The sequence below is a fragment of the Bradyrhizobium sp. T-1 genome (genome assembly GCF_053592855.1).
The window spans coordinates 2,818,116-2,837,622 of the sequence record NZ_CM132115.1; the positions used below are offsets into that span (position 1 = coordinate 2,818,116).

General features: G+C 62.8%; 17 protein-coding genes. 10 read left to right on the plus strand and 7 right to left on the minus strand.

What is annotated here, in order from left to right; all coding sequences use genetic code 11:
- Positions 1 to 166: 166 nt before the first annotated feature.
- The 6 genes from ACWAT4_RS13515 to ACWAT4_RS13540 all read left to right on the plus strand — a co-directional run bounded on the left by ACWAT4_RS13515 (position 167) and on the right by ACWAT4_RS13540 (position 6,508).
- Complete coding sequence (locus ACWAT4_RS13515) at positions 167 to 1,150, plus strand: ABC transporter substrate-binding protein (protein ID WP_212426315.1); 984 nt, start codon at positions 167 to 169, stop codon at positions 1,148 to 1,150.
- Positions 1,151 to 1,224: 74 nt separating this feature from the next.
- On the plus strand, positions 1,225 to 2,919 hold the full coding sequence (ilvD, locus tag ACWAT4_RS13520) for a dihydroxy-acid dehydratase (protein WP_449730743.1): 1,695 nt from the start codon (positions 1,225 to 1,227) through the stop codon (positions 2,917 to 2,919).
- Between the two features lie 116 nt (positions 2,920 to 3,035).
- Positions 3,036 to 3,878, plus strand: a complete 843-nt coding sequence (locus ACWAT4_RS13525; protein ID WP_212426313.1) for an ABC transporter ATP-binding protein — start codon at positions 3,036 to 3,038, stop codon at positions 3,876 to 3,878.
- Entirely contained in the window at positions 3,875 to 4,660 is a 786-nt protein-coding gene (locus ACWAT4_RS13530) for an ABC transporter permease (RefSeq protein ID WP_212426312.1), read from the plus strand. Before ACWAT4_RS13525 ends, ACWAT4_RS13530 begins: the two co-directional genes overlap by 4 nt.
- The gene (locus tag ACWAT4_RS13535; protein ID WP_212426311.1) at positions 4,657 to 5,424 is read left to right on the plus strand and encodes an ABC transporter permease; all 768 of its coding nucleotides are present in this window, start codon (positions 4,657 to 4,659) and stop codon (positions 5,422 to 5,424) included. The genes ACWAT4_RS13530 and ACWAT4_RS13535 overlap by 4 nt, the downstream gene beginning before the upstream one ends.
- Before the next feature lie 37 nt (positions 5,425 to 5,461).
- Complete coding sequence (locus ACWAT4_RS13540; protein ID WP_212426310.1) at positions 5,462 to 6,508, plus strand: M29 family metallopeptidase; 1,047 nt, start codon at positions 5,462 to 5,464, stop codon at positions 6,506 to 6,508.
- On the opposite strand, the gene ACWAT4_RS13545 is transcribed toward ACWAT4_RS13540, so the two are convergent.
- Genes ACWAT4_RS13545 through ACWAT4_RS13565 form a run of 5 tightly spaced genes read right to left on the minus strand, consistent with a single transcriptional unit; the run spans position 6,505 to position 12,230 of the window.
- Positions 6,505 to 7,497: a 3-hydroxybutyryl-CoA dehydrogenase gene (locus ACWAT4_RS13545; protein WP_449730744.1), complete on the minus strand. Its 993-nt coding sequence runs from the start codon at positions 7,495 to 7,497 to the stop codon at positions 6,505 to 6,507. The genes ACWAT4_RS13540 and ACWAT4_RS13545 overlap by 4 nt on opposite strands.
- 3 nt (positions 7,498 to 7,500) lie before the next feature.
- The gene (locus ACWAT4_RS13550) at positions 7,501 to 8,589 is read right to left on the minus strand and encodes an NAD/NADP octopine/nopaline dehydrogenase family protein (protein ID WP_449730745.1); all 1,089 of its coding nucleotides are present in this window, start codon (positions 8,587 to 8,589) and stop codon (positions 7,501 to 7,503) included.
- Positions 8,586 to 10,112: a class I adenylate-forming enzyme family protein gene (locus ACWAT4_RS13555; RefSeq protein ID WP_212426307.1), complete on the minus strand. Its 1,527-nt coding sequence runs from the start codon at positions 10,110 to 10,112 to the stop codon at positions 8,586 to 8,588. The genes ACWAT4_RS13550 and ACWAT4_RS13555 overlap by 4 nt, the downstream gene beginning before the upstream one ends.
- A gap of 2 nt (positions 10,113 to 10,114) precedes the next feature.
- Positions 10,115 to 11,404, minus strand: a complete 1,290-nt coding sequence (locus ACWAT4_RS13560) for an acyl-CoA dehydrogenase family protein (protein WP_212426306.1) — start codon at positions 11,402 to 11,404, stop codon at positions 10,115 to 10,117.
- Positions 11,405 to 11,411: 7 nt separating this feature from the next.
- Positions 11,412 to 12,230 (minus strand): alpha/beta fold hydrolase, encoded by an 819-nt coding sequence (locus tag ACWAT4_RS13565; RefSeq protein WP_212426305.1) that lies wholly within the window; start codon positions 12,228 to 12,230, stop codon positions 11,412 to 11,414.
- A gap of 198 nt (positions 12,231 to 12,428) precedes the next feature.
- On the opposite strand from ACWAT4_RS13565, the gene ACWAT4_RS13570 reads away from it, so the two are divergent.
- The 4 genes from ACWAT4_RS13570 to ACWAT4_RS13585 all read left to right on the plus strand — a co-directional run bounded on the left by ACWAT4_RS13570 (position 12,429) and on the right by ACWAT4_RS13585 (position 17,821).
- Positions 12,429 to 13,190, plus strand: coding sequence for an SDR family NAD(P)-dependent oxidoreductase (locus ACWAT4_RS13570; RefSeq protein WP_212426304.1), 762 nt, complete (start codon positions 12,429 to 12,431; stop codon positions 13,188 to 13,190).
- Positions 13,191 to 13,232: 42 nt separating this feature from the next.
- The gene (locus ACWAT4_RS13575) at positions 13,233 to 14,069 is read left to right on the plus strand and encodes an enoyl-CoA hydratase family protein (RefSeq protein WP_212426303.1); all 837 of its coding nucleotides are present in this window, start codon (positions 13,233 to 13,235) and stop codon (positions 14,067 to 14,069) included.
- A gap of 96 nt (positions 14,070 to 14,165) precedes the next feature.
- Positions 14,166 to 16,517, plus strand: a complete 2,352-nt coding sequence (locus tag ACWAT4_RS13580; RefSeq protein ID WP_212426302.1) for a bifunctional salicylyl-CoA 5-hydroxylase/oxidoreductase — start codon at positions 14,166 to 14,168, stop codon at positions 16,515 to 16,517.
- A 53-nt stretch (positions 16,518 to 16,570) separates the two neighbouring features.
- Entirely contained in the window at positions 16,571 to 17,821 is a 1,251-nt protein-coding gene (locus ACWAT4_RS13585) for a flavin-dependent oxidoreductase (protein ID WP_212301346.1), read from the plus strand.
- A gap of 9 nt (positions 17,822 to 17,830) precedes the next feature.
- Here the strand turns inward: ACWAT4_RS13585 and ACWAT4_RS13590 are convergent, their stop codons facing one another.
- Together ACWAT4_RS13590 and ACWAT4_RS13595 are read right to left on the minus strand one after the other, a co-directional pair.
- The gene (locus ACWAT4_RS13590; protein ID WP_092300198.1) at positions 17,831 to 18,289 is read right to left on the minus strand and encodes a cupin domain-containing protein; all 459 of its coding nucleotides are present in this window, start codon (positions 18,287 to 18,289) and stop codon (positions 17,831 to 17,833) included.
- A gap of 30 nt (positions 18,290 to 18,319) precedes the next feature.
- Positions 18,320 to 19,495 carry an ABC transporter substrate-binding protein gene (locus tag ACWAT4_RS13595; RefSeq protein ID WP_449730746.1) on the minus strand — a complete coding sequence of 392 codons (1,176 nt, stop codon included), beginning with the start codon at positions 19,493 to 19,495 and terminating at the stop codon, positions 18,320 to 18,322.
- Positions 19,496 to 19,507 lie beyond the last annotated feature (12 nt).

The following is a 19,507-nucleotide window of genomic DNA, read 5'->3' on the forward strand; positions in this document are numbered from 1 at the left end:
TCTGTCGTGGCGCCGGCGGCGCGCGACCGCTGTGCACCATACATGACGCAGCCCGCCGCGATATCGGGCCGGCTTGCATGGCTTGCCTGAATGTTTGAACCATGAAACATTTGGGCCGGTCGGGTTGGGTGGCGTCGGTCGGCGCCTGAGCAACGGAGTGGGCACGATGCGCGCAGTTTCGAGGTGGATGCTGGCAATATGGGCCGTGGCGGCCATGATCACGGGCGCAAGCACCTCACAGGCACAACAGACGATCCGCGTGGGCTGGACCATCCCGGCCGAGGAATCCAAATACTGGATGATGCGCAGGCCGGCCGAATTTCCCGATCTCGGCAAGACCTACAACATCGAATGGACCCAGTTTCAGGGCACCGCACCGATGACGCAGGCCCTGGCGGCGGGCGCACTGGATTGCGCCACGCAGGCGCCGCTCTCCCTTGCCAACGGCGTGGTTGGCGGCAATCTCAAGGCCTACATCGTGGCCCAGCATGTGTTCGAGAAGCCCGGTGGCTTCTCAGTCTACTGGGCGGTGATGGACGACTCGCCGATCAAGACGATTGCGGATCTCAAGGGAAGGACGGTCGGCATTTCCGTGATCGGCGGCGGCACGCAAGGTCCGTTCAACCTGCTCCTGAAACAGAACGGCATCGATCCTGCCAAGGACATCAAGCTGGTCGAGGTCGGCTTTGCCGTCTCCGAGGATGCGCTGCGCCAGGGCCGCGTCGATGCGGTCAACATGAACCAGCCGTTTGCGGCACGCGCGGAGGCGAAGGGCGGCACAAGAAAGCTATTCTCGCTGTCGCAGGCCATGCCGAACATTGTGCACATCCTGGAGGCCTGCCGCGCCGATTTCGTCGACAAAAACCCGGAACTGGTGAAGGCCTATGTTCGCGACATCACGTCTGGAATGAAGAAGGCACTCGCAAATCGCGAAGAGACCTTGAAGGTCGTATCCGAGGTGCTGAAGGCGCCGGTTCCCGTGCTCGATACCTACCTGCTCAAGGACAATGACTTCGGCCGCGATCCCGGTGCTGCCCCGAATTTCCCTGCAATCCAAAAGATGCTCGACATTTACGCGGACACGGGAATGCTGCCGAAGCTGGATGTCGCGCAGTTCAAACACCCGACCATCGTCGCGCCGCTGCAATAGTCGGTCGTTCACCGGGGGCAACGAGGTCGCGATGTCCCGCCCTGTGCGGGACATCGTATGAAGACGATGCAGGCATGAAGAAGTTGCGATCACGAATAACGACTGACGGCCTCGACCGGGCTCCGCACCGTGCTTTCATGCGCGCCATGGGACTGGACGACGCCGCCATCGCCAAGCCGATGGTGGGCATCGTCAGCATGAAGGGCGAACAGACGCCCTGCAACATGACCCACGATTTCCAGGTGGCTGCGGCCAAGACCGGAATTGAGGAAGCCGGCGGCACGCCGCGCGAATTCTCGACCGTCTCGGTGTCCGACGGCATCAGCATGAATCATGAGGGGATGAAGTTCTCCCTGTTTTCGCGCGAGCTGATTGCCGATTCCATCGAGGCGGTCGTTCATGGCCTCGCCTATGATGCGCTGATCGGATACGGCGGGTGCGACAAGACGCTTCCAGGCGTGATGATGGGGATGGTCCGTTGCAACGTGCCGTCGATCTTTATCTACGGCGGAAGCTCGCTGCCGGGCCGCGTGGACGGACGGACGCTGACGGTGCTCGATTCCTATGAGGCCGTCGGAAGCTTCATGACCGGAGAGATCGACGCTGCCACGCTCGAGCGGATCGAGCGCGCTTGCCTACCGACCATTGGCGCCTGCGCTGGTCAGTTCACCGCGAACACCATGGGCATGGTGTCGGAGGCGATAGGCCTCACAATTCCCAACGTGTCGATGGTGCCCGGCGTCTATGCCGAGCGCGCGCAGATATCGCGCCGCGCGGGGCGCCTGATCATGGAAATGCTGGAGCGTGGTGGACCGCTGCCGCGCGACATCGTGACGCGAAAATCTCTGGAAAACGGCGCTGCCATCGTTGCCGCGACCGGCGGCTCGACCAATGCCGCGCTGCATCTGCCAGCGATCGCGAACGAGGCGGGCATAGCATTCACGATCGATGATGTCGGCGAAGTCTTCGCCAGGACACCGCTGATCGGCAACCTGCGGCCCGGCGGCAAATACACGGCCAAGGACGTCTACGACATCGGCGGCGCGGCTGTTGTGATCCGCGAGTTGATCCAGAGCGGGCATATCGATGGTAGCTGCCTGACCATTACGGGCCGTACGCTTGCGGAGGAATATGGCGCAGCCAATGCTCCTGATGGCGAGGTGGTTTACACGGCCGGCGCGCCAATGATGCCGGATGGCGGCGTTGCGGTGCTGAAGGGCAACCTCTGCCCTGATGGCGCCGTCATCAAGGTCGTCGGTTTGAAGAGCCAATTCTTCGAGGGCGTCGCGCGCGTCTTCGAGGATGAAGAGGCTTGCGTGACGGCTGTTCGCGACCGTAGCTACAAGGCTGGCGAGGTCTTGGTGATCCGCAATGAAGGGCCGGTCGGCGGTCCCGGTATGCGCGAGATGCTCGGCGTCACTGCGCTGATCTACGGCCAGGGCATGGGCGAGGAGGTGGCCCTGATCACCGACGGCCGGTTCTCGGGTGCCACGCGCGGCATGTGCATCGGATATGTCTCGCCCGAAGCATTTGTCGGCGGGCCGTTGGCGCTCGTGCGCGATGGCGACAAGATTCGGATTGATGCCGCTGGCCGCCGCATGGACCTGCTGGTCGAGGAGCAGGAACTCGCTGCACGCCGGCGCGATTGGAAACAACGCCCACCGCGGCATCGCGCTGGCGCCTTGGCGAAATATGCGCGTCTGGTCGGCCAGGCACCGGGCGGAGCCGTCACGCATGAGGGACCAGCGGAGTGGCCGTGGTTCGACTGAGAACGCATGCGGAATGGACGTGTTTGGCAGATTTCTTGCTAAGCTCGTGCCGCTGATGGAGAACAATCAGCTCATCGGTTGCGTGACATTCGCGCGTGCGTGAAGCGAGAGACAGGATGAAGGTAGTGCCTTCGAGGAACGAATTGGTGAGACCGGTGATGTCACAAAGGCCGGCTTCCGTGATCATCGAGATCGACCGCGTCTCGCAGGTCTTCCAGACCTCGGCGCGCAAGGATCATTTGGCGCTGTCGGACATCTCCTTGACGATCGAGGAGGGGGCGTTCGTCTCTATCCTCGGTCCCTCCGGTTGCGGCAAGTCGACGCTGCTTTATATCGTCGGTGGTTTTGTTAGCCCAACCAACGGCGCGGCGAGGATGAAGGGACAGGCGATCGCGGGTCCGGGTCCGGATCGCGGGCCGGTGTTCCAGGAGTTCGCGCTATTCCCATGGAAGACGGTGTTGGGCAACGTGATCTATGGTCCGCGCCAGCAAGGCGTGCGAGCTACCGAGGCCGAAGCGGAGAGCCGCGCTCTGATCGAGATGGTCGGGCTCAAGGGTTACGAGAATTTCTATCCGAAGGAGCTGTCGGGCGGCATGAAGCAGCGCGTCGCGCTGGCCCGGACGCTCGCTTACCATCCCGAAGTCCTGTTGATGGACGAGCCGTTCGGTGCGCTTGATGCGCATACGCGAACGCGGCTCCAGAACGATCTCCTGAATATCTGGGAACGCGACCGCAAAACGGTACTGTTCGTCACCCACTCCGTCGATGAAGCCGTCTTTCTCTCGGACAAGGTCGTGATGATGTCGAAGTCTCCCGGCCGCATCCGGGACATCATCGATATCGACCTGCCGCGACCGCGGCGTCGCAACGAGCTGTTGCTCGATCCCCGCTACCAGAAATACGTCGTCGCTATCGAACGCATGTTCGATGAAAGCGACGAAGCCGGGGCGCCCTCATGAACTCGCCGGCCACCATCTCGAAACGAGCGGCGCCGGTGCTGGCCTGCGTCGGATCGCTGTTGGTGTGGCAGGTTGCGTCGCTTGCGCTGAAGAACGATAGTTTTCCAACGGCGTTCGAAGCGATCCGCGCGATCCCGGATATCCTCGGTGACAAGGAATCCCTGATCAACATCCTGGCTTCACTCCGCCGCATGACGATCGGGTTCGGCATCGCGGTGCTGGTTTCGATTCCGCTGGGCTTGCTGATGGGCCGTAGCCGGGCAGTCGCAGCCTTTTTCAATCCGCTGCTGATGGTGATTTATCCGGTGCCGAAGGCGGCACTGATGCCGATCATCATGCTATGGCTCGGCGTCGGTGACGTCACCAAGACGCTGGTGATCTTTCTCGGCGTCAGCCTCCCGGTCATCTATCACAGTTTTGAAGGTGCCAAAACCGTGGAGGAGAAGATGTTGTGGTCGGGCGCGGCAATGGGGCTTTCGCCTCTGCAGCGCCTAGTCCGGATCGTGTTACCTGCCGCGCTTCCGGAGATTTTGACGGGGTGCCGCACCGGCCTGGTGCTGGCGCTGATCACGATGATCACCAGCGAGATGATCGCGCGCCAATCGGGCGCCGGAAATATTCTGTTCAATGCGCTCGATATGGGCCAATACGACACGGTCTATGCGATGATCATCATCGTCGGGGCGATGGGTATCTGCCTTGATGCGGTCTTCGAGCGCGTCCGCGCAAGGCTCGTGCGCTGGTCCGAGCCTCAGTTCGACATGCCGCTGAGCTTCTCATGATATCACGCTATCTCTCAGCAAACGTCATCGTTGGGTTCGCGCCAATCGTGCTGGTGATTGCCCTGTGGCAAGGCCTGGTGTCATTCGGTGTCGCGCCCGCGGTTCTGCTGCCGCCGCCGGGCATCGTCTTCAACCGGTTGCTCCAGCAACTCGTGACATGGACGTTCCAGCAGGAAATCGCGGCGACCCTGATCCGGCTGTTTGCCGGTTTTGCGATCGCGGTCGTGCTTGGTGTCAGCATCGGCGTTGCGGCCGCCGCCAGTTCGGCAATCAACGCTGTGGTCCGGCCGATCGTGCGCGTGCTGGCGCCGCTGCCGAAGGTCGCGCTCTATCCGGCGCTGCTGCTGTTACTCGGTTTTGGCCACGGATCCAAGATCACGCTGGTGGCTGCGGACGCGCTCTTTCCTATTCTGCTGTCCACCTATTATGGGGCGTCGACGGTGGAGCAAAAGCTGATCTGGTCGGCGATGGCGGCGGGAACGCCGCGCTACGAAATTCTGTTGAAGGTCGTCTTGCCGGCGGCAATGCCCCCCATCCTGACTGGATGCCGGATCGGCCTTGTCATTTCCTGCATCGTGGTGTTTCTGGCCGAGATGATCACGTCAACGGACGGTCTGGGGCATGCGCTGGTCACCGCGGCCCGCACCTTTCAGGCGGTCGACATGTTCGTGCCACTGATTACGATCTCACTGCTGGGGTTGATCCTGAACGGCCTGTTGGGTGCTGTGCGGTCATACCTCCTGCGGGGCTTCCCCGAAGCGTGACCTGACGCATACGAAACGAGAAGACCGGGAGTGAACCATGCTGGCTGACCGCATCGAGGCAAAATGGATCGACGCGTTTTGCGAGATTTTTGAGCGATGCGCGGTCAAGGCCGGCGATATCGCGGCGATCCTTTCTGAAACCCAGTCTCGCGCCTTGAATGTGCACCTGGCGGAACTAGCCTTGTTGCGAATGGGAGCGAAGCCGTTTCACGTCGTCATGCCGACGCCGCGCAATCGCAACATCGTTCCGGTCCGCTCGACCGGGGCCAGTGAGGCGATTCAGAAGCTTGGTCCCGTCATCAGCGCGCTTCAGCAGGCCGGCTTCGTCGTGGATTGCACCATCGAGGGCCTGATGCATGCGGTGGAGACGCCTGAAATCCTGAAGGCCGGCGCACGTATCCTGGTGATCTCGAACGAGCATCCCGAGGCGTTGGAGCGGATGGTGCCGGCCCCTGCACTCGAGAAGCGCGTTCGCGCGGCCGCGAAGATGTTGCGTGGGACGAAGCGGATGCGGGTCACCTCGAAGGCCGGCACTGCGCTGGATGTGGACATGGTCGGTGCTTCGACGGTCGGCGTGTGGGGGTGGACCGACAAGCCGGGTACACTGGCGCATTGGCCGGGCGGTATCGTCGTGAGCTTCCCTAAGAGCGGGACGATCAATGGCGCGCTGGTGATGGCGCCCGGTGATATCAATCTTACCTTCAAGCGTTACCTGACCTCGCCGGTGAAGATGACCTTGAAGGACGACTATGTCGTCGAGCTGGAAGGCGAGGGGACGGATGCCGCGATGATGCGTGCCTATCTCGCCGCCTGGGGCGATCGTGAGGCCTATGCCGTGTCGCATGTCGGCTTCGGCATGAACCCGGGGGCGCGCTACGAAGCGCTATCGATGTATGATCAGCGCGATACCAACGGTACGGAGATTCGTGCCGTGCCCGGGAATTTTCTGTTCTCGACGGGCGCCAACGAATTCGCCGGCCGTTACACGGCGGGTCATTTCGACCTACCGATGATGGGAACCACCATCGAGCTCGATGGCGTCGCGGTGGTGCGGGACGGCGTCCTTCAGGACGTTTTCGGTTAGCTGCGATCGATAACGGGCGGACGGGCCAGGTCGAAGTGCCGGAGGAGGTCGACCATGGCCTGGAGGCGCTTTGCGCGATAGGCATCGACGTCCATGGTCGAATAGTCGAGGAAGCCTGCGCCCGTGCGGAGGCCGACCCGGCCTTCATGCATGTTGCGCGAAATCACGTCCGGTGCCCGATAGCGGTCGCTGCCGAGAGCGCCTTCGAGATAGCGGCTGGCGTAGTAAAGGATGTCGCCGCCGCCCCAGTCGATGAATTCGAGCAATCCAAGCACCGCATAACGAAAGCCGAAACCGTAGCGGATCGCTTTGTCGATTTCCTCCGCGCTGGCGACGCCTTCCTCGACCATGCGCGCGGCCTCGTTCATGGCCAGGGCCTGGATGCGAGGGACAATGAAACCGGGCGTCGCGGCGCAAACCACGGGCACCTTGCCGATGCCTTCGAGCAGCGCCTTGACTTCGTCGATGATGGCGGGATCGGTGGCTTTGCCGGGCGACACTTCCACGAGCGGGATCAGATAGGCCGGATTGAGCCAGTGCACGTTCAGGAAGCGGCGCGGATTCACGATCGCGCCGGAGAGATCGTCGACGAGGATGGTCGATGTGGTCGATGCAATGATCGCGTCGGGGGCGACCTGCTTTGAAGCGGCCCCCAGCACCTCGCGCTTGAGCTGGACGACCTCTGGAACGCCCTCGAATACCATCCGGGCTTCGGACAGCGCGGCGCCGCTTTGACTGGCCGGCACGACCGAGACCCGCGCGATCAGCGGGGCAACGTCCGCCTCGGTCAGCAGCCCCAGCTTCGACAGGCTGGCAAACGTCTTCCCGACCTCGTCGAGCGCCTCCGCCTCCAGTCTGGCGAAATCCTCCGCCGAACGGGCTTTGATGTCGATCATCGTGACCGTGTGTCCTGCATAGGCAAACGCGACGGCGATACCGCGGCCCATGCGACCGGCTCCGAGACAGGCAATGTTGGCACGGCTGCTCATTGGTCAGAATCCCTCGCGAAGCAGCGTCTGCAATTCGGCCTTGCGGAGCTTGCCAAGTCCCAGAGTCTCCAACGTTCGGCCGTCTCGCGTAAAATCCTCGCCGCAGATCGTGCCGCCGATGGCCAGGAACGCCTTGGCCAGTGGCGTGGCCACGCTCGCTAGCCCGGCGACGGACACCAGCAGCGAGAGCCCAAGCCGCAAATCCTCGCGCATGTAGCGGTGCTCGGTCAGCACGATCCGCTCCCGCCAGTCGCCGGAATCGGTCAGGCGGTCATGCGAGCCACGGCCATACATCCAGATCTCGCCTTCCTTGGCGTAGTGGTGCGCGAGGGGAAAATGCGGCGCGTGATAACCGAGCGCCTCGCGCACCGCGATCCGCTCGGCGTCGAGGGCGTCGGTCACGCGCCGGATCGCAGCTTGCGTGCCCTCCTTGTGGATGTCCCACCGCGCGAAGTGCTCGATCGGGCCCGCGTTCATCACGATCAGCGGCGGATGTATGATGCAACCCGCATTCATCAACGCGCCCGACAGCGCGTCACCGCAGGGCTCGATCACATCAGGGAAGGCGCGGCCAATCACCTCAAGCGCGTGAGGCGCCTGATCGAGCGGGAACACACCGACCGGCAGCCGCTTGGCGCGGATGGTGATCGCGACCTCGAATGGTCCGTGCTTGCGGGTGAGCCACGGCAGCGTGCCGGTTTCGGCGAAGCTGGCCTTGGCGCGATTGCCGACGTTGCGCGCAGCTTGCGCGAAGATCATCGAGCCGAATGTCGCGGGTGGTAGAAACACGACTTGGCCGTCGCGCAGGTGCGGCGCGAGGAGCCGAGCGATGTCTTGCTGTGCGAAGGCGGGGGCAGGGCACACGATCAGCTCGACACCGCTGACGGCTTCGGCGATGTCGGTGGTCACCAGCGCCAGCTTCACGTCGTGGCGGCCATTGTGATCTTTGACGAGGACGCGGCAGCCAGCGGCACGGTGTGCTTCGACCTGTTCTGCGTCACGACGCCAAAGTCGGACTTCGTGCTCCGACCGCGCAAAATCGCCAGCGGCCGCGAAAGAGCCGTTTCCCCCACCCAGAACCGCAATCTTCAAGGTGCTTCTCCTTGGGCGCGCGACTGCGCATCAAGCTGCTTCAGCAGGAAATGCTGGACCTTGCCAAGCGCCGTGCGCGGCAGGTCGGTAACGAAGACGAATTCGCGTGGAACCTTGTAGCGGGCAAGCTGGGATTGAACATGCGCTCTCAGTTCGTCCGCTTCGAGCCGGCAGCCGGATCGCCGGATGACATAGGCGATAGGCACCTCGTCCCAGCGCAGGTCCGGTCTTCCGATCACGGCGCATTCGCTGACGTCGGGATGCTCCAGAAGGACGCGCTCGACCTCGGCCGGGTAGACGTTTTCGCCGCCGGAAATGATCATGTTCTTCTTGCGGTCGCGCACCCAGAAATAGCCGTCCCGGTCGCACAGGCCGACATCGCCGGTACGATACCAGCCGTCTTGCAGCGCCTCGCGCGTGGCCTCCGCATTGCCCCAATATTCGAAGAAGACGTTGGGGCCGCGGACCGCGATCTCGCCCGGCGAGCCCGCCGGCACCTCGTTGCCGGCTTGATCGAACACTTTCGCCTCGCAGCACAAGCCGGCAAGTCCTGTCGATCCCACGCGCGAGAGGTCGCCGCCGAGGCGGGTGTAGACGGCGATGGGACAGGTCTCCGTCGAGCCGTAGACCTGCAGCACCGGCACGCCGCGCGCGACAAAGCGATCGATCAGGTGCGGCGGCACGACGGTTGAGCCGGTGGCGACCGCCTTCAGCGACGAGAGATCGGTCGTGGCCCAGGCGGGATGCTCGCTGACGGCCTGGATGATCGCCGGCACCATGACTGTCAAGCTCGGTCGTTCGCGCTCGATGGAAGCTAGAGCCGTGTCCGGCGCAAAGCGGGCGTGGATCGTGACGGTCGCGCCAAGCTGGAGCGCTGCGGTCGTCTGGATATTGAGGCCGCCGACGTGGAAGAACGGTAACACCGTCAGCACATGATCATCCGACGTCATGTTGTGCATGTGCTGGCTCATGACGCCGTTCCAGAACAGGGCCTCCTGACGCAGGACGGCGCCTTTCGGCCGCCCCGTCGTTCCTGACGTGTAGACGATCAGCAGCGGACAGGAGAAATCGGTGTGCGGATTTCGGCCGCTACCCTGGCCACGCGCCAGCAGGTTTTCGAATGTCATGCCGCGCGGTGGCGCAAAATCGAGGCCAACGACGGCAGTGCCCGGCGCGAGTTCGGGAAGAACGCCTTCAAAGGCCCGCTCGAGCATCAGCACCTTGGCGCCAGCATCGGTGAGGATGAAGAGCTGCTCGGCCACCGCGAGCCGCCAGTTCAGCGGCACCAGCATCGCGCCGAGCCGCGCACAGGCGTAGAGTAGGACCAGATAGTCCGGCCGGTTCAGGCTCAGGATCGCGACACGGTCACCGCGGCCGACGCCGAATTCCGTCTTCAAGGCTGTTGCCGTCCGTTCGATGCGATCGGCGAATGTCGCGTAGCTCAGCCGTTCGCCCTCGAAGGCAATGGCCGTCTTGTCTGGCGAAAACGCCGCGTTGCGATCGATCAGACTGCAGAGGTCCACCGTCAGTCGTCCATTTCGCCAGCCTCGTACAGCGCCTCGCGCCCGATCCGGTCGAGGCAAAGCTCGGCCGTCCACGGCAGCATTAGCGAGCCGCAGCGGCTGTCGCGATAGATGCGCTCCAGCGGTAGCGAGCGGAGCATGGCCTGCCCGCCGCAGGTACGGATTGCGAGCGCGGCGAGCTCGTTGGCACCTTCCATCACCGAATATTGCGCAGCATAGGCGCGCAGCACCTGCTCTTTGCCCGGATTAGCTCGCGCCTCGGTGACAGCCTGGAACCAGATTGCCTTGATCTGCTCCAGCTTGATCTGCATCTGAGCAACAGCGATCTGCTTGGTCGGGTACATCCGCCGCTTGACCGGCGGCATGCCCGGCACCTCGCCGCGCAGATAACGCACCGTGAAATCGTAAGCGGCCTGCGCGAGGCCCATGTAGGTCGGCGACAGCGTCAGGAACATGTGGGGCCAGCGCATCGCGGCCTGGAAATAGACGCCGCGCGGCATCAGCGCAGAATCCTCGGGCACGAACACGTCCTTGAAAAGCAGTGTTCGCGAGACCGTTCCGCGCATGCCGAGGGGATCCCAGTCGCCGACGACAGAAACGCCTTGAGATTTCGCTGATATCGCGAGGTAAAGCGTATTGCGGCGCGAGGCCTTTTCGCCTTCCTCGATCTCAGTGCAGAGTACGCCGTAATAGTCAGCGTGGCCGGAGAGCGACGCAAAGATCTTCTTGCCGTTGACGATCCAGCCGCCGTCGACGGGCTTTGCTTCGGTACCGAAGGCGACCCCGCCCGCTGCCGCCGCGCCGCCTTCTGAGAAGGGCTGCGAATAGATCGCGCCATCCTCTACGATGCGCTTGTAGTGGACGGCGCGCCGCTTTTCGTGTTCCGCGCGGATTTCCGCATCCATGTCGAGATCATCGGCCAGCGGCCCCGACCACAGCGTCGAACAGACATGCATGTTCCAGGTCAGCGCGGTCGCGCCGCAATAGCGGCCGATTTCCGCCGCGGCCAGGGCGTAGGTCTGGTAGTTCGCTCCCAATCCGCCGTGCTTCTTGGGGACAGCGATGCCGAGCAGGCCGGCGCGATGCAAATCGCGATAGTTCTCGGTCGGGAAGATCGCCTCGCGATCGTAGGCGGCGGCCCGATCGGCGAACACGCTCTGGCCGATTTCGCGCGCCCGCGCGATAATAGCGGCCTGCTCCTCGCTCAGGCGGAACGCTACGGGATCGAAGATCGGCGCATCCAGCGCGACCTTGTCGGTTGCGCCGATGTTCTTGCTGACTTGCATGGTCATGGCGCGGTCACCCGTGTATTGCAGCGATGGCATCGACGAAGCTGCCGAGCGCTTTGTCGAAGGCGTTGGGACGTTCAAGGTTGGCGAGATGGCCGACGCCGGGGAGTTCGACGTAATCAGCTGCGGGAATATAGGTTGCCATCTTCGCCATCATGGGCGCAGGGGCGTTGTTATCCTTGGAACCGGAGAGCAACAGCGCCGGGATGGAGATGTCTTTGAGCGTGCTGCGCTGGTCGAACCCGATCAGCGCCAACATCATGGCGCGATAACTCGCCTCGGGCACACTTTCCATGCACTCGCGCGCAAGCTCCATCCCTTTTGGGTCTGGATTTTCGCCGACCAGCTCCTTCACCAGGGAGGGAGCCAGCGACTTCATGGTCTCGCCACGATCGAGCGGCCCGAGCCGCGCTGAGATGAACGATTTTTGCCAGTCACCGTCGGCCTTGCCGAACGCCGGGCTGGTCTGTGCGAGCACGACTGCGCGCGCGAGTTTTGGCGATTGCACCAGGCATTTCTGGACGATCATGCCGCCGATCGAATGGCCGACGAGAATGGGGCTTGTCGCACCGATCCGCTCGATGAAGTGCTGAAGTGCATCGGCCAGGGCAGCGATGCTGACGCTGGCGAGCGGCGCCGATCCGCCGTAGCCCGGCATGTCCCACGCGATCGCGTGGAATCGATTGCCGAATGTGGCAAGCTGCTGCCGCCAGGCTCGCGCCGCGCCGCCAATGCCATGCAGGAAAATCAGGGCTATCGCGCCTGGGTCGCCGGCGGCTTCATAGGCGAAGCGTCCGTCCCTTGTTATCATTGGCGCAGGCTGCGACACGCAACATCCTTTGGCTTGGCCCGGCGATGCTAACAGGCCTGTGGGGGATGGAAAGAGATAATTTTATACTTAAAGCAATTTTCAGGCCGCTCGCTTTTGCGCGGGCGCTTTGCGGCGTCGGTCCGCGCTCTCGTTGCAAAAGCTTGAAGGTTAAAATATATCGGAGGGGCGATCAGCAGAACTTTGGGGAGCTCGGGCATGTCCGCATTACCGCATTCGCCGCACGCGCTGGTGACCGGTGGCGGTCGCGGCATCGGCCGCGCGATCGCAGCGTCCCTTGTCAGCGCCGGCGCCACCGTCACGGTGCTCGGGCGGAACGCCGCCACTCTCGAAGAGGCGATCAAGGCAGGTGCTGCGCATTTTTCTGCCGTTGCTGACGTGTCGAACGAAGCATCCCTGAAAGCCGCGATCGCTGAGGCCGGTGCGCGAAAGCCGATCGATATCCTGATCGCCAATGCCGGCAGCGCCGAATCCGCACCGTTTGCGAAGTCGGATAGTGCCCTTTTTGCGCGTATGATGGACATCAATTTCATGGGCGTCGTCCATGCTGTCAGCGCAGTGCTGCCTGGGATGAAGGATCGTCCCTATGGGCGCGTCGTTGCGATCGCGTCGACCGCCGGGCTTAAAGGCTATGCTTACGTGAGCGCGTATACGGCTGCTAAGCACGCCGTGGTCGGCCTTGTGCGTTCGCTTGCCCTGGAGATGGCCGGCAGCAACATCACCGTGAATGCAGTCTGCCCTGGCTTCACCGACACTGACTTGGTTGCCAGCAGCATCGACAACATCATGAAAAAGACTGGGCGAACCCGTGAGCAGGCTGTCGCTGAGCTCGCCAAGCACAATCCGCAGGGTCGCCTGATTACGCCGCAGGAAGTGGCAAATGCCGTGCTTTGGTTGTGCAGCGCCGATGCGGGCGCGATCACGGGGCAGGCGATTGCCGTCGCCGGCGGCGAGATCTAGCGTACTGGCGCGGACGCGGAACAGGGAAACTAAGGAGATCGCATGAGCAGACCAGCCAACCCCGTCACCGTGCCGCTCGCGGACTATTCGCCGCAACACTTCCTGCTGGCCGTAGTCGATGGCGTTGCCACCGTGACGCTCAACCGTCCGGAACGAAAGAATCCGCTGACGTTCGAAAGCTACCGCGAGCTGACGGACTTCTTTCGTGCCGGCGCCTTCGACGATGCGGTCAAGTCCATCGTCGTCACCGGTGCCGGCGGAAATTTTTCGTCGGGCGGCGACGTGTTCGAGATCATCGGCCCGCTCGTGAAGATGGACACCAAAGGGCTGACGGCGTTTACGCGGATGACGGGTGATCTGGTCAAGGCGATGCGGGCCTGTCCGCAACCGATCGTGGCCGCGGTTGAGGGCATCTGCGCTGGCGCCGGCGCGATCATCGCCATGGCATCTGACATGCGGCTCGCCGCGAGCGGGGCCAAGGTGGCGTTTCTGTTCAACAAGGTCGGCCTTGCCGGCTGCGACATGGGCGCCTGCGCAATCCTGCCGCGGATCATCGGTCAGTCCCGTGCCTCCGAGCTTCTGTACACCGGCCGGTTCATGACCGCGGAAGAGGGCGAGCGCTGGGGATTTTTCAGTCGCATCGTCGCGCCGGAGCAGGTGCTGCCTCAGGCGCAATTGCTGGCCAAGCAGGTGGCGGAAGGGCCGAGCTTCGCCAACACCATGACCAAGCGAATGCTGGCCATGGAATGGGCGATGTCGGTCGAGGAGGCGATCGAATCTGAGGCCATTGCCCAGGCGCTGTGCATGACGACGGCCGATTTCGAGCGCGCTTTCGAGGCTTTCGCCAACAAGGTCAAGCCGGTCTTCAGGGGCGACTGAACGGCTCTTTCCTGCGGGAGGCCTCGAACGGGGACTTGCCAGGAATTAGTTTAGGCTTAAAATAGTTTCATTGCCGGGAAGATTGGCGAGGCTCCCATGAAAGTCGCGATCATTGGTGGCGGACCTGCGGGTCTTTACGCTGCAATCCTGCTCAAGAAGCAGCGTCCGAGCGCCGACATCAACGTGTACGAGCGCAATCGGGCCGATGACACGTTCGGCTTCGGCGTGGTGTTCTCGGATGCCACACTGGACAATTTCGAGAAGCACGATCTTCCGAGCTATCGCCGCATCACCCAGGAGTTCGCCTACTGGGATGACATCGCCGTGCATTTTCGTGGAACGGTGCATCGGGTCGGCGGCAATGGCTTTTGCGGCTGCTCGCGACAAAAATTGCTTCTGATCCTGCAGGAGCGAGCCCGCGAGCTCGGCGTCAGCCTGCATTTCGAGGTGGATATCGACGACGAGCAGCGCTTTGCCGGCGCCGATCTCATCTTGCTCGCCGATGGCGTCAACAGCCGCTTCCGCGAGAAATATGCCGAGCACTTCCAGCCGGAAGTCGATCTCCGCACCAACAAGTTCGCCTGGATGGGCTCGACCAGGCCGCTCGATGCCTTCACCTTCATCTTTCAGGAGACCGAGTGGGGCCCCTTCATCGCTCATGCCTATCAATACGAGGCTGGTCACTCGACCTGGATCTTCGAGACCGATCCGGAGACGTTCGAGCGCGCGGGCCTGACGGGACTGAATGAGACCGAGTCCGCCGCCCGGATGGCCGACATCTTCGGCTGGTTCCTCGATGGGCACAAGCTGCTCACCAACCGCTCAATGTGGCGCAACTTCCCGATGATCCGCAGCAAGCGCTGGGTCAGGGATAACATGGTTCTGCTCGGCGACGCCAAGGCGAGTGCGCATTTCTCGATCGGTTCGGGCACCAAGCTCGCGATGGAAGATGCGATCGCGCTGGCCGAGGCGATGGCGAAGGCGCCTAACATCAAGGCTGCGTTGGATGTCTATGAGCACGGCCGCCGTGAGGAGGTCGAGAAGACCCAGCACGCCGCCGACGTCTCGCTGGTCTGGTTCGAGCATGTCGATCGCTTCTGGGATTTCGATCCCGTGCAGTTTGCCTTCGGCGTGATGACGCGCTCGAAGGCGATCACCTATGACAATCTCAAGCTCCGCGCGCCCGATTTCGTCGCCGAGGTCGAGAAGTCATTCGCAAGGCAGGTGCGCAGCAACGGCTTCGACGTCAACACCGACACGCCAATGGTGCCGCTGTTCCAGCCATTCCGCTTGCGCGAGATGGAGATTGCCAACCGCGCCGTGATGTCGCCGATGTGCATGTATTCGGCGAAGGAGGGCGTTCCCGGTGATTTCCATCTCGTGCACTACGGTTCGCGCGCGATCGGTGGCGCCGGCCTGATTTTCACGGAGATGACCTGCGTCAGCCGCGATGCGCGGATCACGCCCGGTTGCGCCGGATTGTGGAATGACGAGCAGGAGGCGGCGTGGCGCCGCATCGTTGATTTCGTCCATGGCAATTCCGGCGCGAAAATCTGTCTGCAACTCGGACACGCTGGCCGCAAGGGCGCGACCAAGTTGATGTGGGATGGCATCGACCGTCCGCTGGAGCAGGGCGGCTGGGACGTGGTCTCGGCATCGCCGCTGCCCTATTTCCCCGACAGTCAGGTGCCGCGCGAGCTTGACCGTGCCGGTATGAACGCTGTGCGGAATACGTTCGTCGCGGCGGCCGAACGCGGCGAGCGCTGCGGTTTCGACATGCTCGAGCTGCATTGTGCCCACGGCTATCTCCTCGCGAGCTTCATCTCGCCGCTGACGAACACCCGCACCGATGAATACGGCGGCTCGCTCGAGAACAGGCTGCGTTTCCCGCTCGAAATTTTCGGGGCACTGCGCGCGGCGTGGCCGAAGCACAAGCCGATGTCTGTGCGCATTTCCGCGACGGATTGGGCGGATGGCGGCATCACTGGCGATGACGCGGTGGCGATTGCGCGCGCCTTCGCCGATGCCGGTGTCGATCTCGTCGACGTCTCGACCGGGCAGACGGTTCGTGATGCGCAGCCGGTCTATGGACGCATGTTCCAGACGCCATTCTCCGACCAGGTTCGCAACGAGGCGCGCGTCGCCACCATGTGCGTCGGCAACATCACGACCGCGGACCAGGCCAATACCATTTTGGCCGCCGGCCGGGCCGACCTCGTCGCGCTCGGGCGCCCGCATCTGGTCGACCCCTTCTTCACCATGAAAGCGGCGGCCTGGTACGGCGCAAACGATGCGTTCTGCCCACCGCAATATCTGCCCGGAAAGGACCAGATTTTCCGCAATAGCGTGCGCGACCGGCAGGATATCGAGGAGCTGAGAATTAAGGCTAAGCCCAAGACCCGGGCTGAGCTCAAGGCGGAGGCGACGAAGCCGCTTGCGGCGGAGTGACCGCCCGTGCGACGTTACCCCCATTGCCTGCGTATTGAGTGGAGTTGAGGGCGATGAAGGCGATTATCGTCGGTGGCGGTATCGGTGGTCTCACCACGGCTTTGATGCTGCGGGCCCGCGGCATCGGGTGCGAGATTTTCGAGCAGTCCGATACGATCCGCGAACTCGGCGTCGGCATCAACACACTGCCGCACGCCATGCGTGAGCTTGCCAGCCTCGGTCTGCTGCAGAAGCTCGACGACGTCGCGATCCGCACCGACCAGCTCTACTACCTCAACCGTCATGGCCAGGAGGTCTGGCGCGAAGCTCGCGGCGTGGACGCCGGCCACGACGTACCGCAATTCTCGATTCATCGCGGCCGCCTCCAGGGTGTCATCCATCGCGCGGTCGAGGAGCGGCTCGGAGCGGAGGCCATCCACACCGGCTGCCGGCTCGGCGCCTTCACGCAGGACGAAGGCGGCGTTACGGCCTATTTCTTCGATCGTGCCGGCGCGCACATTTACACCGCGCGTGGAGATATCCTGATTGGCGCCGACGGCATCCACTCACGGGTCCGCGATACGCTGTTTCCGAACGAAGGGCCGCCCTGCTGGAACGGCCTGATGCTGTGGCGCGGTGCGCGCGATTGGCCGCTGTTCCTCACGGGCAAATCGATGATCGTTGCCGGCGGTCTCAACGCCAAGGTGGTGATCTATCCGATCGCGGAGGGATCAAGCCCGGCGAGCCGTCTGACCAATTGGGCGGTGCTGGTGAAAGTGGGTGAGGGCAATGCGCCGCCGCCACGGAAGGAAGATTGGTCACGGCCGGGCCGGCGCGAGGAGCTGATGCCGCACGTGGCACGCTTCTCCGTGCCCTACATCGACGTGAAGAGCCTGATCTCGGCGACACCCGAGTTCTACGAATATCCGACCTGCGACCGTGATCCCTTGCCATATTGGTCGTCGGGGCGCGTCACGCTGCTCGGTGATGCCGCCCATCCGATGTATCCGGTCGGATCCAATGGTGCTTCGCAGGCGATCCTCGATGCACGCTGTCTCGCCGACGCGCTGGTGCGTGCCGAGCATCCGAGACAGGCGCTGATGGAGTACGAGAAGAAGCGCCTGCCGATGACCGCGGAGATCGTTCGCTCCAATCGCCGCGGCGGCCCCGAAGGCGTCATCGACGCCGTCGAGCAGCTGGCGCCCGACGGCTTTGACAATATCGATAACGTGCTGAGCTATTCCCAGCGTGAGGCCATCGTGCGGGGCTATGCCACCAAGGCCGGCTTCGCCGCGGTACCGGGACTTGCGGCGGTGCGCGCCTAAACCGCGTCGCTAACCGGCGCCGGGCGGCGGCGGCAGGAAGTGGATGTTGAATTCGGCGGCCATCGCGACAACATCCTCCGGCTTCTGCTCCTTCATGTTGTGAAGACCCCAGAACAGGTCGAACAGTTTTTTGGTCGGCGACACCCAGAACAGCACTTTTGCGGTCTGATCCGACTTGTTGAAGATGCCATGCGGCACACCCATGCCGAGCCGGATCAGATCGCCTGGCGTTGCCTGCGCCTCTGAATTGCCGAGCACGAAATCGAGCTTGCCCTCCAGCATGTACAGATATTCGTCCTGATCGGGGTGGATGTGCGGCGGAACGAACGTGCCCGGCGGCAGCGTGGCGTGCCAGGAGAAGCTGTTCTCGGCGCAGCTCTTCGGGACATAGGTCTGGCCGAGGATGTTCCAGGAAATGCCCTGGATTCCCTCATTGGCTCGCGTGATGCCGGTGATTTCGCTCTTCATTGCAGTCCTCCCTTAACGCGATGCGCGGCCTTAGTTCGCCGCCTTGCAGTCCTTGGCGTAGCGGTCGCCGTAATTTTCGAAGACCTTCTGGACGATCTCGGTCTGGAACTTGCCGTCCGGACGTTTGGCGACCTTGGTCAGGTAAAAGTCCTGGATTGGATAACCGTTGGTGTTGAACTTGAAGGCCCCCCGTAGCGACGTGAAGTCCGCCTTCTTCAGGGCTGCCCCAACGGCGTCCTTGTTGGAGAGGTCACCCTTCACGCCTTTGACGGCGCTGTCGATCAGCATCGCGGCGTCGTAGGCTTGGAAGGCGTAGGTGCCGGGCACGCTGTTATAGGCGGCCTCGTAGGCGGCGACGAACTTCTTGTTCTGGGGATTGTCGAGATTGGGCGCCCAGTTCGCGCCGCCAAACATGCCGACGGCCGCGTCCTGCTGCGCCGGCAGGGTCGATTCATCCACTGTGAAGGCCGAGAGCACCGGAATGCTGTCAGCGAGACCGGCCTGCTTGTACTGCTTGACCAGATTGACGCCGAGGCCGCCCGGCATGAACGTGAACACCGCATCGGGTTTTTGCGAGGAGATCTTGGAGAGCTCCGGCTGGAAATCCAGCGTGTTCAGCGGCATGTAGGATTCTTCGACGATCTCACCCTTGTAGTCGAGCTTGAAGCCGGCGATCGAGTCCTTGCCGGCCTGATAGTTCGGCACCATCAGATACATGCGCTTGTAGCCGCGATCCTGCGCGACCTTGCCGAGGATCTCATGGACCTGATCGTTCTGATAAGACGTCACATAGAAGAACGGGTTGCAGTCCTTTCCGGCAAAAGTCGACGGACCGGCATTGGGGCTGATCAGAAACACTTTCGATTCTGTGACCGGCCGGTGGATCGCCTGAAGGATGTTGGAGAAGATCGGGCCGACGACGAAGTCGACCTTGTCGCGCTCGAGCAGGCCCTTGACCTTGGTCACGGCCGCGTCGGGCTTCAGCTCGTCGTCGACCACGACGACTTCGAGATCGCGGCCACCCATCTTGTTGCCGAGATCCTTCACAGCGAGGGCAAAGCCGTCGCGAACCTGCTGACCGAGCGCGGCGGCAGGTCCCGACAGGGTCACGATCACGCCCAGCTTGATCTTCTCCTGGGCAAGGGCAGGGCTCATCGCGGTGCCAATAAGAAGTGCGGCTGCGGCCAAGGTCAGTTGCGTCTTCATGATCTATCCCCC

Bases quoted from the DNA above. Each gene is read 5' to 3' on its own strand.
- ACWAT4_RS13585 (WP_212301346.1), top strand. From the start codon at position 16,571: ATGAAGGCGATTATCGTCGGTGGCGGTATCGGTGGTCTCACCACGGCT.
- ACWAT4_RS13595 (WP_449730746.1), bottom strand. From the start codon at position 19,495: ATGAAGACGCAACTGACCTTGGCCGCAGCCGCACTTCTTATTGGCACC.
- ACWAT4_RS13575 (WP_212426303.1), top strand. From the start codon at position 13,233: ATGAGCAGACCAGCCAACCCCGTCACCGTGCCGCTCGCGGACTATTCG.
- ACWAT4_RS13530 (WP_212426312.1), top strand. From the start codon at position 3,875: ATGAACTCGCCGGCCACCATCTCGAAACGAGCGGCGCCGGTGCTGGCC.
- ACWAT4_RS13570 (WP_212426304.1), top strand. From the start codon at position 12,429: ATGTCCGCATTACCGCATTCGCCGCACGCGCTGGTGACCGGTGGCGGT.
- ACWAT4_RS13535 (WP_212426311.1), top strand. From the start codon at position 4,657: ATGATATCACGCTATCTCTCAGCAAACGTCATCGTTGGGTTCGCGCCA.
- ACWAT4_RS13560 (WP_212426306.1), bottom strand. From the start codon at position 11,404: ATGACCATGCAAGTCAGCAAGAACATCGGCGCAACCGACAAGGTCGCG.
- ACWAT4_RS13540 (WP_212426310.1), top strand. From the start codon at position 5,462: ATGCTGGCTGACCGCATCGAGGCAAAATGGATCGACGCGTTTTGCGAG.
- ilvD (WP_449730743.1), top strand. From the start codon at position 1,225: ATGAAGAAGTTGCGATCACGAATAACGACTGACGGCCTCGACCGGGCT.
- ACWAT4_RS13590 (WP_092300198.1), bottom strand. From the start codon at position 18,289: ATGAAGAGCGAAATCACCGGCATCACGCGAGCCAATGAGGGAATCCAG.
- ACWAT4_RS13525 (WP_212426313.1), top strand. From the start codon at position 3,036: ATGAAGGTAGTGCCTTCGAGGAACGAATTGGTGAGACCGGTGATGTCA.
- ACWAT4_RS13545 (WP_449730744.1), bottom strand. From the start codon at position 7,497: ATGAGCAGCCGTGCCAACATTGCCTGTCTCGGAGCCGGTCGCATGGGC.
- ACWAT4_RS13580 (WP_212426302.1), top strand. From the start codon at position 14,166: ATGAAAGTCGCGATCATTGGTGGCGGACCTGCGGGTCTTTACGCTGCA.
- ACWAT4_RS13515 (WP_212426315.1), top strand. From the start codon at position 167: ATGCGCGCAGTTTCGAGGTGGATGCTGGCAATATGGGCCGTGGCGGCC.